Source organism: Streptomyces sp. NPDC038213 (assembly GCF_055600495.1).
The window spans coordinates 354240-366611 of record NZ_JBVJYM010000005.1 but is presented as its reverse complement, the minus strand read 5'-3'; the positions used below and the strand labels follow the sequence as shown (position 1 = coordinate 366611).

15 protein-coding genes and 3 pseudogenes are annotated in these 12372 nt (G+C 70.6%); 12 read left to right on the top strand and 6 right to left on the bottom strand.

Annotated elements, in window-relative coordinates:
- The first annotated feature begins 76 nt into the window (after positions 1-76).
- Genes ACZ7JZ_RS11100 through ACZ7JZ_RS11090 form a run of 3 tightly spaced genes read left to right on the top strand, consistent with a single transcriptional unit; the run spans position 77 to position 1001 of the window.
- A complete protein-coding gene (locus tag ACZ7JZ_RS11100) occupies positions 77-346 on the top strand; it encodes a hypothetical protein (protein WP_037920736.1) in 270 nt (89 codons plus the stop codon).
- Positions 343-684: a hypothetical protein gene (locus tag ACZ7JZ_RS11095; protein WP_037920733.1), complete on the top strand. Its 342-nt coding sequence runs from the start codon at positions 343-345 to the stop codon at positions 682-684. Before ACZ7JZ_RS11100 ends, ACZ7JZ_RS11095 begins: the two co-directional genes overlap by 4 nt.
- The gene (locus ACZ7JZ_RS11090) at positions 681-1001 is read left to right on the top strand and encodes a hypothetical protein (RefSeq protein ID WP_470936132.1); all 321 of its coding nucleotides are present in this window, start codon (positions 681-683) and stop codon (positions 999-1001) included. The genes ACZ7JZ_RS11095 and ACZ7JZ_RS11090 overlap by 4 nt, the downstream gene beginning before the upstream one ends.
- Before the next feature lie 463 nt (positions 1002-1464).
- Here ACZ7JZ_RS11090 and ACZ7JZ_RS11085 read toward each other — a convergent pair.
- The 3 genes and pseudogenes from ACZ7JZ_RS11085 to ACZ7JZ_RS11075 form a co-directional block, all read right to left on the bottom strand.
- Positions 1465-2171 (bottom strand): annotated as a pseudogene (locus ACZ7JZ_RS11085) (cation efflux transmembrane domain-containing protein).
- A pseudogene (locus ACZ7JZ_RS11080) lies at positions 2171-2401 on the bottom strand (helix-turn-helix domain-containing protein); the annotation flags it as partial. The pseudogenes ACZ7JZ_RS11085 and ACZ7JZ_RS11080, both read right to left, overlap by 1 nt.
- Before the next feature lie 226 nt (positions 2402-2627).
- The gene (locus ACZ7JZ_RS11075; RefSeq protein ID WP_470936129.1) at positions 2628-3137 is read right to left on the bottom strand and encodes a DUF5994 family protein; all 510 of its coding nucleotides are present in this window, start codon (positions 3135-3137) and stop codon (positions 2628-2630) included.
- A 303-nt stretch (positions 3138-3440) separates the two neighbouring features.
- On the opposite strand from ACZ7JZ_RS11075, the gene ACZ7JZ_RS11070 reads away from it, so the two are divergent.
- The 4 genes from ACZ7JZ_RS11070 to ACZ7JZ_RS11055 all read left to right on the top strand — a co-directional run bounded on the left by ACZ7JZ_RS11070 (position 3441) and on the right by ACZ7JZ_RS11055 (position 5961).
- Positions 3441-4016 (top strand): DUF5994 family protein, encoded by a 576-nt coding sequence (locus ACZ7JZ_RS11070; protein ID WP_470936126.1) that lies wholly within the window; start codon positions 3441-3443, stop codon positions 4014-4016.
- 28 nt (positions 4017-4044) lie between these two features.
- Positions 4045-4209 carry a hypothetical protein gene (locus ACZ7JZ_RS11065; RefSeq protein ID WP_470936123.1) on the top strand — a complete coding sequence of 55 codons (165 nt, stop codon included), beginning with the start codon at positions 4045-4047 and terminating at the stop codon, positions 4207-4209.
- Positions 4210-4304: 95 nt separating this feature from the next.
- Positions 4305-4571 (top strand): hypothetical protein, encoded by a 267-nt coding sequence (locus ACZ7JZ_RS11060; protein ID WP_470936120.1) that lies wholly within the window; start codon positions 4305-4307, stop codon positions 4569-4571.
- A gap of 190 nt (positions 4572-4761) precedes the next feature.
- Positions 4762-5961, top strand: a complete 1200-nt coding sequence (locus tag ACZ7JZ_RS11055; RefSeq protein ID WP_470936117.1) for a PP2C family protein-serine/threonine phosphatase — start codon at positions 4762-4764, stop codon at positions 5959-5961.
- Between the two features lie 60 nt (positions 5962-6021).
- Here the strand turns inward: ACZ7JZ_RS11055 and ACZ7JZ_RS11050 are convergent, their stop codons facing one another.
- Positions 6022-6546 (bottom strand): DUF5994 family protein, encoded by a 525-nt coding sequence (locus tag ACZ7JZ_RS11050; RefSeq protein ID WP_470936114.1) that lies wholly within the window; start codon positions 6544-6546, stop codon positions 6022-6024.
- Positions 6547-6789: 243 nt separating this feature from the next.
- Here ACZ7JZ_RS11050 and ACZ7JZ_RS11045 point away from each other — a divergent pair, with 243 nt between their 5' ends.
- The 3 genes and pseudogenes from ACZ7JZ_RS11045 to ACZ7JZ_RS11035 all read left to right on the top strand — a co-directional run bounded on the left by ACZ7JZ_RS11045 (position 6790) and on the right by ACZ7JZ_RS11035 (position 9154).
- A complete protein-coding gene (locus ACZ7JZ_RS11045) occupies positions 6790-7062 on the top strand; it encodes a hypothetical protein (protein ID WP_470936111.1) in 273 nt (90 codons plus the stop codon).
- Between the two features lie 134 nt (positions 7063-7196).
- Positions 7197-8405, top strand: a pseudogene (locus ACZ7JZ_RS11040) (PP2C family protein-serine/threonine phosphatase).
- A 188-nt stretch (positions 8406-8593) separates the two neighbouring features.
- Positions 8594-9154: a DUF5994 family protein gene (locus ACZ7JZ_RS11035; protein WP_470936108.1), complete on the top strand. Its 561-nt coding sequence runs from the start codon at positions 8594-8596 to the stop codon at positions 9152-9154.
- A gap of 605 nt (positions 9155-9759) precedes the next feature.
- Here the strand turns inward: ACZ7JZ_RS11035 and ACZ7JZ_RS11030 are convergent.
- On the bottom strand, positions 9760-10068 hold the full coding sequence (locus ACZ7JZ_RS11030) for a type II toxin-antitoxin system PemK/MazF family toxin (protein ID WP_470936403.1): 309 nt from the start codon (positions 10066-10068) through the stop codon (positions 9760-9762).
- 26 nt (positions 10069-10094) lie between these two features.
- A complete protein-coding gene (locus tag ACZ7JZ_RS11025; RefSeq protein WP_470936105.1) occupies positions 10095-10436 on the bottom strand; it encodes a hypothetical protein in 342 nt (113 codons plus the stop codon).
- A gap of 1013 nt (positions 10437-11449) precedes the next feature.
- Between ACZ7JZ_RS11025 and ACZ7JZ_RS11020 the strand changes: the two genes are divergently transcribed.
- Entirely contained in the window at positions 11450-11791 is a 342-nt protein-coding gene (locus ACZ7JZ_RS11020; RefSeq protein ID WP_470936102.1) for a MerR family transcriptional regulator, read from the top strand.
- Positions 11792-12165: 374 nt separating this feature from the next.
- On the top strand, positions 12166-12369 hold the full coding sequence (locus ACZ7JZ_RS11015; RefSeq protein ID WP_150208878.1) for a cold-shock protein: 204 nt from the start codon (positions 12166-12168) through the stop codon (positions 12367-12369).
- The last annotated feature ends 3 nt before the right edge of the window (positions 12370-12372 follow it).

The following is a 12372-nucleotide window of genomic DNA, read 5'->3' as shown; positions in this document are numbered from 1 at the left end:
GGTCTTTCCTTTCGGACGAGGCTCTTAATGACAAGTAGCCTTTGCGATTTATCGGCGTGGGGTCCACACTGCTCCCATGACCGACAAGCCCCGCGCCCGAGCTCCGCAGGCCGCCCTGACCGACGCGCAGAAGCTCGAACTGGATCGGGCGAAGAAGGCCGCCGACGATGCCGTCGCGCACTTCCGTGAGACCGCGGGGCGTATCGCCGTAGACCTCGGCCGCGGCGGAGCGCCGGCCGTCGCCCGGCACATGGAGTGGACACCCCAGTACGCGTCCACCCTCGCCGCCGCCTACAAGGCCAAGCAGGCCGCCCAGGGCAGCGAGACCGAGGAGGTGGCGGCATGACGACCGCCCCCAGGCCGTCCGGCATCCCGCCCATGCCCGAGCGGAACACGAAGGCGTTGCGCACCGCGATCGCCGAGCACACACCGCAGCTCCTCGCCGACTTCGACGCCCACTGGAAGTGGGCCATCGGCGACGCGCACGACATCGCCCCGGTACCGGCGTTCCTCGCCCAGTGGTGGGCCGAGTTTGCCATCGCCCGCGATCCCTCACTCGACCGGCACATCCACGACCTGGAAAGCCGGGCAGCCGACGCGTCGACGAACGCCGAGGCCACACAGTTGCTCACGCAGGCCGCGCACCTTCGGCGCGAGGCGGGGAAGGCGGAGCCCGGCCAGTGAGCGACTTCATGGGGCCGCCCTGGCAGATGGACTGGGTCGATACGGCCCGGACCGCCCGCGACTCCCTACCCAAGCCGGTACGCGACCTGATCGACGGCATCCGAGCCGAACTGGTCACCGTCGAGGACCCCTGTTTCCGCGGTACCGACAACATCCCGGATCTCCCACCCGGCTGCCGTATCGCCCCGCTTCGGTCGACGGTGCCGAACGGACTGTACGTCTGCTACTTCGATCACGGCCGGGGCTGGATCCACTGCACGTTCACCCGCCGCACCGCCGACCCGCAGATCATCGTCGAGGAGGTGTTCTGGCAGTGACCTGCGACAACACCCTCGCGCATCCAGCCGGCGCGGAAGCCGTGCCACAACGTGCCAGTAGGGGCGGTAAACAGCGGTCAACAAGGGTCGCACCGAAGCAGCCATAACGGCATCGTCAGCGGTCGTATCCGCAGGTCAGAGACTGTGCGCCTACCCAAGTACCGGGTGATTCCCAAGCTTATAGCGCGGGTTCGATTCCCGTCATCCGCTCCACTGCAAAGCCCCAGGTCAGCGACCTGGGGCTTTTGCGTCGGCTAGACCTCTCAGCCCTGGCCGTGCCCTTCGCGTGCCCCAACTCGCAGGAATCCCCTGCTCGGAGGCCCTTTGGCGCACCACTCGCACGACTCAGGTCGACCGCCGTCTCGCCGACACGCATTCCATGTGACCTGCGCCACCCAGCGGCGGCGTCGCTGCGAATTCGCTTCACCAAACAGGCGGTTCGCGACGCCACCCTTGGTCAAGGTCAGTTGCAGCAGGCGCATCCCAACCGACAACCGCACCCATCCGCCTCACCGCTCGGCACGGCGAGGGTGGGAGCAGGGGCACAGCAGCCCTTGCCCTGCCACGCGTCGCGCCGCTCCTTGATCGCGATGGCGGCGATGACCAGCGCGGCGACCGGGTCGGCCCAGGACCAGCCGAGGGTGGCGTTGAGGACCAGGCCGGCCAGGAGGACCGCGGAGAGGCACGTGCACAGCAGGTCTGCTCGGAGTCCGCGCCCGGGCTGGCCGAGCCGAGTTCCCGACCGGCGCGACGCTGGGCTGCCGAGAGGAACGGCATCACGACGAGCGACAGCGCGGCGATGACGATGCCGGGGATCGAACGGTCGGCCTCGCCGGAGCCGGCCAGCGCACGGACCGCATCAACGGAGACGTACGCGGCGAGCGCGAAGAAGGACACGGCGATGATCCGCAGCGTGACCTTCTCCCGCGCCTCGCGCGCCGCGTGGTCGCGAGCGGAGAACTGCCAGGCGACCGCGGTGGCGGAGGAGACCTCGATGACGGAGTCGAGGCCGAAGCCGATCAGGGCGGTGGAGGAGGCGAGCGTCCCGGCGGTGATCGCGACCACCGCCTCGATGACGTTGCAGGTGATCGTCGCGGCGACCAGCAGACGTATTCGCTTGGCGAGCGCGTCACGGCGCGCCGGCGATGGCCCGACCGTCAGGGAAACCATCAGCAGCAGCCCTTCGCCTCGGCATCGGGGCAGTTCCTGTCTCCCTCAACCGCAAGCACGACGGAAAGCAGGTCGTCCAGCGCCCGCCCGAGGCGCACGTCCGCCAGCTCGTAGCGGGTCCGGCGCCCGTCGAGGACTGCGACAACGAGGCCACAGTCCCGCAGGCAGGCCAGGTGGTTGGGCAGGCGCTTCCGGCAGACGCCCAGGAGGTCGGCGAGGTCGGACGGGTACAGCCCGCTCAGCGATGCGGTGACACGAGACGGCCTGCGGTGGCAAGGGACCGCCTCCTCTGGCGGACGGGATGCTCAGCGGCGGGCCGACTACCGCTCGCCGTTCGCTCCTGGCTGGTAGGGAAGGCGCCCGTGCCGACGTAGCCGGACTCCGGTTCGCCGACCCGGTGGCCCTGTGGGTCCACCACGGCCCGGGTGCGCCACTCACGGATGTCCGCCCGCCGAATCATGCCCGCTCCCCCCGCTCGGATTCGGGAGCGTTCACGGGAGCCACGAGGATCTCGGCGCCCGAGGTGGTGTTGTCGGCACGTACCGCGCGGGCCATCGCGGTCCGCGCCGCGTCGGGCGTGGTGTCGGGCGGTACCACCAGGAGGGCGAAGTGGTCCCTGTCGCCGCGGGTGACGAGGACGGTGTCGTCGCCGACGGGGTCGGAGTCGAGGTGGATGACGCGGCCGTCGACGACCAGGCGGGTCGGCAGGCCGTTCCAGGCGGAGGCGTCCAGACCCACCCGGGTGATGGGGCCGAGGTGCTCGCTCAGCGCGCCGATCAGCGCGGGAAGCTCACTTTCGACATCCCGGGAGCGTGGCCACCACGCACCGTCCAGGACTCCTTCCCGGGATCCGGTGGTCTCCAGCCGCAACAGGGCCGTACCCGGCCGGACCGCCGAATGGATCGCATCCGGCAGGACCAGTGGGGGCGTGTGCGGGGTGGCGGCGTCGGCGTCGGCGTCAGCCATCGTGGTCCGCCCGTCTACGGGAGTCGGGCCGACAGAACCAGTGCCGGAGGGCACCGGGCACCTGCCGGTAAGCACAGCAATGCCGTGTCCCTTTCACGGTACCCCCGGCGCAGGGACGCCGCGCGGCTGGCGCATCCGCCCAGATACGGAAAAATGCCTGGTAGCGACGGGTCAGAGTCCGTCGGACAGGCGTACGGTGGAAGTACCGGGAGCACTTCGCACACCGGCTCCCACGCGGGTGTCGTTTCCGGCGAAAACGAAAAACCGGGCCACCGACGGGTGGCCCGGGGGCAGGTCCGCACCATGACCACCACCAACGACCGGACCGCACCCCGCGACCTCGCCACAGACTTCCCGGCACGTCTCTCGCTCACCCCGAAGACCACCCTCGCAGGCCAGCTGGACGGGGCCTGGTGGCCCTACTCCCGTGACCTGACCGCCGAACTCCCGCCGCTCGCGGCCGCACTCGACGAAGCCTGGGGGCGCATCACCCGGGTCACCGTGAACCCCACCTCCTGGCCCGTCATCCCGCACCGTGTGCCCGTCGCCGGGCACACCCTCCACGTGGGCTGGTTCACCGAGCAGCACGCCGACAAGATCATCCTGCTCTCCTACACCGTCGGGCGCTGGGACCTCCTGGTCATCCCGCCCGAGACCGAGCCCGCAGCCGCCGCCCGCCTGATGGCCGCCGCCGCGATCCCGGGCAGCGCCCTGACGGCAGGCGTGCTCATGGCCAACGAGGCCGTCATCGGGCGCGGTATCCACGACACCAGGCGCCAGGAAGCCACCTGGGACGGCGAAGGCGGAGCCTGCATGTCCCCCTTCGGGCACCTGAAGGACCGAAGCACCCTGCCGCTGCCCGGAGACGGCTGGAGGTGAGCTCCGTGGAGACCATCGTCCTACCGCAGTGATCATCGTTGCGATCGCCGTCGGAATGCGCTGGATCCATCTGCTGAACGCCCAGCACGACGCCCGGATCGAGGCCTACCGCTTCAGCGACCCCCTGCCGCGCCCTCCCGGCCTGCCGGACGACACCGGCCGTCGGGCCCACCGCACGCACGCCCGCCGGTGAGCAGCAGACCTTTCCTCCGACCCGGGGCAGCGGGTGGGGCGCCACGGCGCCCCACCCGTCGGCTTCCCGCCCACTCCGAAAAGGGACACGCCCACGTGAAGTACATCGAGACCCAGACACTGCCGTCGCTCGGACACGCCGAGGTACGGATCATCGCGCACACCCCCGAAGCCGCCCGGGCGGTCGCGGAATCCCTCCGCAGCCGCTTCGCCGCAACGGAACAGCGCAGCTCCCCCGGCCTCGACGGCGACACCCGACTCCACCTCACCGTGGACACGGCCGCACCCGCCGGCCCCGCCCGCTCCTGGCTGGCCGCCGGCCGCAGCTCCGTCGGCACCGGCGCCCACCCCGACGAGACCTGAGCGCCCCGACGGGCCCTGGAGCCCGCAGACGAAAACCACCGTCGGCTGGGAACCGGGCAACACCCCCGCGATGGTCACCCTCACCTGCGGAATCCGTTCGTGTGGCGTGCCCGGCAGCCTGCGGGGATCCTGGAGCCCGTAGCGCCCGTGCGGGCCGGACCCCGCGCCCGGCCCGGTTGGAGGCACCAGGATGGCCGTCGGAGGCCGCGCGGCCCCGGACCGCTCCGAGAGCTTCGGGGAGGGACTTCTCGGGATGCTCCTGGACCGGGCGCACGAACTGCCGCCGCACCTGGTCGCCCCGCTCGTCGCGGAAGCGGTGGCCCGGCTGGGCGGCCGCAATCCGCAGATCCTGCTCCAGGACTACGGGCAGCAGAGCCTGGTCCCCCTGCCCGGCACGGGAGCGGGCGCCGGGGGTCCACAGCCCATCGACCGGTCCGACGCCGGCCGCTGCTTCCTGGAATCGCGCCCCGTGGAAGTCCCGGCGCCCGACGGCGTACGGGTCCACCTGCCGCTGCTGGACGGCGGCGACCAGGTGGGGGTCCTCTCCGTCACCCTCGACAGCTCCGGCCCCGACGAACGCCGCATACTGCGCAGGGTCGCGGGCCTCACGGCCGGCATGATGCAGACCAAGAACGGCTACACCGACCTCTTCTTCCGGACCCGGCGCAGCGAACCGATGAGCGTGGCCGCGGAGATCCAGTGGTCGCTCCTGCCCCCGCTCTCGATGGTGATGCCGCACGTCGCGGTGGCCGGAGTCCTGGAGCCCGCCTACGACGTGGCCGGGGACAGCTTCGACTACGCCCTGAACGGCGACGTCCTGCACCTCGCCATGATCGACGCCATGGGGCACGGCCTGGACGCGGCCACCATGGCCACGGTGGCCATCGGCGCGTACCGCCACGCCCGCCGGATCAGCATCGAGCTGTCGGAGATCTACCTCTTCATGGACCGGGCCGTCGCCGAGCAGTTCGACCCGGACCACTTCGTGACCGCCCAGATGATGCGCCTGGACACGGACACCGGCCGCCTCCAGTGGGTCAACGCGGGACACCCCGCACCGATGCTGGTCCGCGCACACCGCGTCGTCGGCCGCCTGGAGAGCCCCACAACCCTCCCCGTCGGCTTCGGCGGGGACCAGCCCCAGGTCAGCGCGGTGACACTGGAGCCGGGCGACCGCGTCCTCTGCTTCACCGACGGCCTCATTGAGGAACACGCGAACGGGCAGGAGCAGTTCGGCGAGGAGCAGCTGATCGACTGGGTGAACCGACTGGAAGAGGCCGACCACGGGATCCGCACCGTGGCCCGGGAACTGTCCCACACCCTCAAACGGGCGCGCGGCGAAACCACCTCGGACGACGCCACACTCGTCCTCTTCGAATGGCGCGGCTGACGGGGACCCGTGCCACAACGTGCCAGTAGAGGCGGTAAACGGCGGCCAACAGCAGACGCGTCAGCGGCCTGGGGCTTCGTCGTTGTCCAAAGCGGTGCCGACCGACGGGGCTGCGGCGTGGGGGAGTTCGGCGAGGAGGATCTCCGCGGCCTGGGTGACGTTGTCGGCGTGGACGGCGCGGGCCATGGCCGTGCGAGCGGCCTCGGGCGTGGTGGCGGGCGGGACGACCATGAGGGAGAAGTGGTCGTTGTCGCCGCGGGTGATCAGGACGGTGTCGTCGCCGACGGGGAAGAAGTCGAGGTGCACGACCCGGTCGTCGACGGTCAGGCGAGTGGGGATGTCGTTCCAGGCGGAGGCGTCCAGGCCGACTCGGGTGATGGGTCCGAGGTATTCGGTCAGGGCGGTGATCAGCGGGGGGATCTCCCGCTCGACGTCGCGAGAGCGCGGCCACCACGCGCCGTCGAGGAGGCTCTGTCGGGACCCTGTCGTCTCCAGCCGGAGCAGCGCGGTGCCCGGTCCGACGGCTCGGTGGACCTCGTCCGGCAGGAGGCGTGACGGCGTGTGGGGAATGCCTGTGTCGGTCATGGTCGGTCCGCCCGTCCACGGGTGGTGCCGCTGCCGCCCGAACCGGTGCCACGGCGGACGCCGGGCCGGCGGGCGGGGCGACGGCCCCGTTCTTTCACCGTACTCCGGGAGGCCGCGCGGACGCGCCGCTCTCCGCCGGGGACCGGTCGGCGCCGACGGCTTCGGACGTATCGTGGACGTACCGAGGCATGCCCGCTCCGGGCGTGCGCGGGTGGACCTCCGATGGGAAAGGACGGTGCCGCCTTGGACCGCAACGAGCCGGAAGCCGAAGCCCTGCCGCCGCCGGGGTACGCCGAAGTCCGCATCGTCGCCGCCACCCCGGACGCCGCCCGGATGGTTGCCGATGTCCTCCGTCACTGCTTCGCCGGTGACGAGCAGCGCAGCTACCCCGCCCCCGGCGGGGGCACCCGCCTCCACCTCACCGTCGACACCGCCCACGCCGCCGAACCGGCCCGGTCCTGGCTGGCCACCAGCAGGCCCCCGAGCGGCACGGGGCCCCACTCCCAGGAACCCTGACCAGGGGCGGAGCCCACGGCGTGCGGGGCGGCCCTGGTCGCCTCGGAGCATCCTGGAAGCCGCACCGCGATGCCGAGGGATCGGCCCGCCGGCACCGGACGAAAGCGTTGCGCCGCCCGCCTGGAGGCCCCCGGATGACCGTCGGACCGCACGAGGACGGGGACCCCGACCGCTCGGAGAGCTTCGGGGAGATGCTGCTGGGCGGGCTCCTGGACCACGCCCACGCGTTGCCGCCCGACCGGGTCGGATCGGCCCTCGCCGACGCGATCGCACGGATCGGGGGCCGCGAGGTGCGGATCCTGCTCCAGGACTACGGGCAGCAGAATCTGGTCCCCCCTGGCCGGGGACGGACTGGAGGACGGCGAGCCCCTGCCCATCGACGGTTCGGCGGCCGGCCGGTGCTTCCTCACGTCGCGCCCGATCGAGATGGCGCTGGCCGAGGGGGTGCGGGTCCACGTCCCGCTGCTGGCCGGCGTCGACCAGGCCGGTGTCCTGGCCGTCACGCTGGACGCGGTCGACGACGCCCGCCGCCTCCTGCGCAGGCTCGCGGCCCTGGCCGCCGACACGATGCGGGCCAAGCACGTCCACACCGATCTCTTCTTCCGCACCCGCCGCGGCGAAGCGATGAGCGTCGCCGCCGAGATCCAGTGGTCGCTCCTGCCGCCGCTGGCCATGACGATGCCCCGCGTCGCGGTCGCCGGGGTCCTGGAACCCGCCTACGACGTGGCCGGCGACAGCTTCGACTACGCCCTGAACGGGGACGTCCTCCACCTCGCCATGATCGACGCCATGGTCACGGCCTGGACGCCGCGACCATGGCGACGGTCGCCATCGGCGCGTACCGGCACGCCCGCCGCACCAGCGTCGAACTCTCCGAGATCTACCTCTTCATGGACCGGGCCGTCGCCGAGCAGTTCGCCCCCGACCACTTCGTCACCGCCCAGACGATGCGGCTCGAAACCGGCACCGGCCGCCTCCAGTGGGTCAACGCCGGACACCCCGCCCCCATGCTGATCCGCGAGCACCGCGTCGTACGCCGCCTCGACAGCCCCACCACCCTCCCCGTCGGCTTCGGCGGAGACCAACCGCAGGTCAGCGAGGTGGCGCTCGAACCCGGGGACCGGATCCTCTGCTTCACCGACGGCCTGATCGAGGAACACGAGAGCGGACAGGAGGAGTTCGGCGAGGAACAGCTGGTCGACTGGGTCCACCGGCTGGACCGGACCGACCGGAACGTACGGGCCGTGGCACGCGACCTCTCCCACACGCTCAGAAGGGCCCGCGGCGGGGCCACCACCGACGACGCCACCCTCGTCCTCGTCGAGTGGCGCGGACGAGGGTGACGGGGGCCCGGCTCTGCGGCGGCCCCGCCCGCCGGATGAGCGGCCCGGTCCGCCGCCCCGTCCGGCTCCGGCGCGGAGTACGTTGGAGGTACCGGGAGCATTTCGTACACCCGCTCCCACGCGGACGTCGTTCCCGGCGCTCACTAGGCCGGGGCGCCCCGGGCGCCCCGGGGACGGGTCCCGGCCCCATGACCAGCACCACCGCTCCCACCCGCCAGGCCCGCCTGGCCCTGACCCCGAACACCTCCATGGCCGGACTGCTGGACGGTGCCTGGTGGCCGTGTTCCCGCGATCTCGCCACCGAGCTGCCTCCTCTGGTGGAGGCGCTGCGGGACCGCTACGGACGCGTCACGCGCATCACCGCGAACCCGGCCCCCTGGCCGGTCGCCCTGCGCAAGGTCCCCGTCGGCGGCTACGCCGTGCACGTCGGCTGGTTCACCGAGCAGGCCCCCGACACGATGATCCTGCTCTCGTACGACCTCGGCCGCTGCGACCTGCTGGTGGTCCCCCCGGAAACCGAACCCTCCGCCGCCGCGCGCCTGATGGCCGCCGCGTCCGCCCCGGGCAACATCCACACCACCGACTCCCTGATGTCCGAGGAGCACGAGACAGGCCGTCTCCTGCGGGAGGCAGGGGCCCGTGAGAACGCCTGGGAGACGGACGGTGGCGCCTCCCGGCGGCCCCGGCTCCGCCCCCGCCCCGTCGTCGGAGCACGCATGATCTACCTGCCCCACGGCATGCGGAGATGACACCTGTTGCGGCCCGCCCTCCGATCCCGTGCCCTATCCGTGCCCTCGGTGGCGGTGAACAACGGTCGAAACGGGTGCCCACCGGGCCGGTGGAAAGCCGCCGCAAGGGCGCGTTTCCCCAGCTCAGGCGCTAGATGATCGAGACGGGCGCCGGTGATTCCCAAGCGTATAGCGCGAGTTCGATTCCCGTCATCCGCTCTTGAACGAAGGCCCCGGTCACAGACCTGGGCCTTCGTTGTTGCTCAGGCTGCCGCGCTGTGCAACGAGGGCTTCGCCCCGTCGCGGAAGCCGCCGACGGAACCGTACGCATCGAGAGGGTCTCACCTCGGCGGGCCGCCGTTGTTCCGACGCGACGGGCGACCTCGGCGGAGCCGGCACAGGGCGCGCGTCGCACCGGACAGCAGAGGCATCGGCGACTCTCGACGCACACACTTCGGCAGCCCGGCTACTGAACGTCCCGCTCACCGCTCCCAGCCCCACCCCTTCGGGACGGACACCGAGGAGATCGTCGCCGGGTACGACCCCGCCCTACGCCGAGCCGAGCGGGTCTTCACACTGTCCCGCATCCACGGCGCCATGCCGAGACAGGTAAGGCCAGGCACAGGTCAGCGCTGCAGTCCGAGAATCAGGCGGACCGAGTCCTCCACCCGGTGCAGTTCGCCCGGTGCAAGCAGCCCCAGCTTCCTTCGCAACCGGGACTTGGCCACGGCGTGAAGGTCCGCGCAGTTCACGTACGACTCCTCGTACTTCGTCAGTCCGGAGTCAGGGCCGATCGGAACATGCGTGACCTGCGGACCGGATGTGCCAGTGATCAGCGCGACCGTCACCGAGGCGAGCGGCTCGGCGATCCGATGGACTGTGAGGACTACGACGGGGTGCGGTCCCACTGGTTGCGGCAGTGCGCAAACCCACACCTCGCCGCGGAACGCCGTGCCTGGACTCACCACTGCATCTCGTCCGCTGCCGCAAGCTCGTCGTCATCCGGTTCGACCACGCCCTCGGGCAGAGGCGCACCGTGCTTGTAGAAGGCTCGGATCTCCTCGGCGGCCCCCAGCTCGGACGCTTCCCGCACAAGGAGCCTCAACCCTTCGCGAAGAGCATCCGAAGTCGAGTTGAGGTTCAGCGTCCGCATCACCTCTTGAAGCGCCTGCATCTCATCGCCACGGAGCCGGACCTGCGCCAGCCGACTGGGTCCGAGCACGGCCGCCGCCGCGTTTCGCTTCACCGCCGTCGCCGCAGCCTTCTTGGCTGCCCTCTTCTTGTGACCTGCTGTGGTCTCCACGCCCCCTCCAGCCTGTCGTACAAATGTCATACATCCAGTGTGGGGGTGAGCGGCCAGACCAGTCAACCGGATCGGATGCCAGGATTGACCCCGTACAGCAGCGGAGTCGCCTCGGGGGCTAGCGGAATCCGCGGGACGGCACTTCAGCCGTCCGGCCGGGGTGGCCACTACCCGACCCGCGGAAGCCCACCCTCCCGGCGCCCGGGACCACGGGCCACGCGCTGCGCTGGTCGCGCGCCCGCACCGGCACCAGCCCGGCCATCGCCCTCTGAGACGCCGGCGCCGTCCTCTCCTTCGTCACCCGCCTCGCCGGGCCCCCCGACCAGGTCGTGTTCGAACCCGATTACCTCCCCACCGAACAAGCGAAAATCTATCGCGGCCGAAGTAGACATTCGATGGCAGGAAGGCTATGGTTTCTCTTGTAGCCGAGATCGAGCAAGGCCCGGAGGGACGAACTGCCGGGCAGCAGTACACGCAGTGCGCAGGACGGTCCGCGCGTGGAGTTCCGGAGCCAGCGTTGTCGCAGGACGGTGACGGGGCTGACGGGCGGACCGGGTGGCCGCAGTTCAGGGGCCGCCGTCAGCAGTAGCGCAGGAGCAGTCCAGCAAGTGCAGTTCGCAGTGACAGCAGTGCAGTCAGTGAGCGGTACCTCGGTAAAGGCGCCGGCTGCGGGCGCGCGTACCGAGCAGTTCGGCAGTGGCGCTGTCACAGGCCGCAGAGCAGTTCGCAGGACCGTTGGCAAGTGATCGGTTCAGAGGGAAGAACGGAGGAGTTGACCGCCATCAGGATCGCCCGGGGCGAAGGACGGAACCCGGGTACCGCAGGACATCGACAGTGAGGTGGTCTCCGGTCAAGCAACCGCGATCCCCGCGCCCCCGGCCGAGTTCAGGCAGGGTCCGCGGAAACAGAAGGCCGACGCAGTACTAGGGTCGGCGGATGGTGTAGCAGTTCCTTCGGGGCCCTGGTGCCGTTCGGCACCAGGGCCCCTCCACGCGTTCCAGAGAGAGGTGCAGATGACAGCACACGACTCGTTCGACGATCGCCTCGGCGACGACGACTACCCCGCCTACACCATGGGCCGGGCCGCAGCCATGCTCGGCACCACCCAGGGCTTCCTCCGCGCCATCGGCGAAGCCCGCCTCATCACCCCGCTCCGCTCCGAGGGCGGACACCGGCGCTACTCCCGCTACCAACTGCGCATCGCCGCCCGCGCCCGCGAGCTCGTCGACCAGGGCACCCCCATCGAGGCCGCCTGCCGCATCATCATCCTCGAAGACCAGCTCGAAGAGGCCCAGCGCATCAACGCCGAGTACCGCCGCGCAGCCGAGGCGTCCGATCCACCAGCTGCAACGTGACGACCACCCCGTGGGCAGGTGCGGCAGGTTCGGCGTCGGCGCTACGACCGCCCACCACCGGCCGCCCCTCCCGTAACACCCCATTCGAAATACACGAATACCTGCACTCGCGGCCTGAGATTTTGACTGCTATCGCGGGTAGGGTTTTTACCGGCGGCGCTCCGGGGGAAATATTCGGCGCACAAATACTGCGGGGACGTGCTACCGTCTATCTCAGTTGCAGTTTTGGTACCCAAAAACTTCGAGCGCTCCCGTCGGCCCGTGCCGCACGGAAGCGCTCTGTATTTCCGGTCAGTTTCCGGGCAGGGCATCATCGCGGCGACACGGCTTCCGTACGGTACGGATGCCGGCGTACTGCCCCAAGGAGATATGACATGGCTACTGGCACCGTGAAGTGGTTCAACGCGGAAAAGGGTTTCGGCTTCATCGAGCAGGACGGTGGCGGCGCTGACGTGTTCGCCCACTTCTCGAACATCGCCGCCTCGGGCTTCCGCGAGCTGCAGGAGGGCCAGAAGGTCACCTTCGACATCGCGCAGGGCCAGAAGGGCCCGACGGCCGAGAACATCGTCACCGTCTGACGC

Bases quoted from the DNA above. Each gene is read 5' to 3' on its own strand.
- ACZ7JZ_RS11020 (WP_470936102.1), top strand. From the start codon at position 11,450: ATGACAGCACACGACTCGTTCGACGATCGCCTCGGCGACGACGACTAC.
- ACZ7JZ_RS11095 (WP_037920733.1), top strand. From the start codon at position 343: ATGACGACCGCCCCCAGGCCGTCCGGCATCCCGCCCATGCCCGAGCGG.
- ACZ7JZ_RS11015 (WP_150208878.1), top strand. From the start codon at position 12,166: ATGGCTACTGGCACCGTGAAGTGGTTCAACGCGGAAAAGGGTTTCGGC.
- ACZ7JZ_RS11075 (WP_470936129.1), bottom strand. From the start codon at position 3,137: ATGGCTGACGCCGACGCCGACGCCGCCACCCCGCACACGCCCCCACTG.
- ACZ7JZ_RS11055 (WP_470936117.1), top strand. From the start codon at position 4,762: ATGGCCGTCGGAGGCCGCGCGGCCCCGGACCGCTCCGAGAGCTTCGGG.
- ACZ7JZ_RS11050 (WP_470936114.1), bottom strand. From the start codon at position 6,546: ATGACCGACACAGGCATTCCCCACACGCCGTCACGCCTCCTGCCGGAC.
- ACZ7JZ_RS11070 (WP_470936126.1), top strand. From the start codon at position 3,441: ATGACCACCACCAACGACCGGACCGCACCCCGCGACCTCGCCACAGAC.
- ACZ7JZ_RS11035 (WP_470936108.1), top strand. From the start codon at position 8,594: ATGACCAGCACCACCGCTCCCACCCGCCAGGCCCGCCTGGCCCTGACC.
- ACZ7JZ_RS11100 (WP_037920736.1), top strand. From the start codon at position 77: ATGACCGACAAGCCCCGCGCCCGAGCTCCGCAGGCCGCCCTGACCGAC.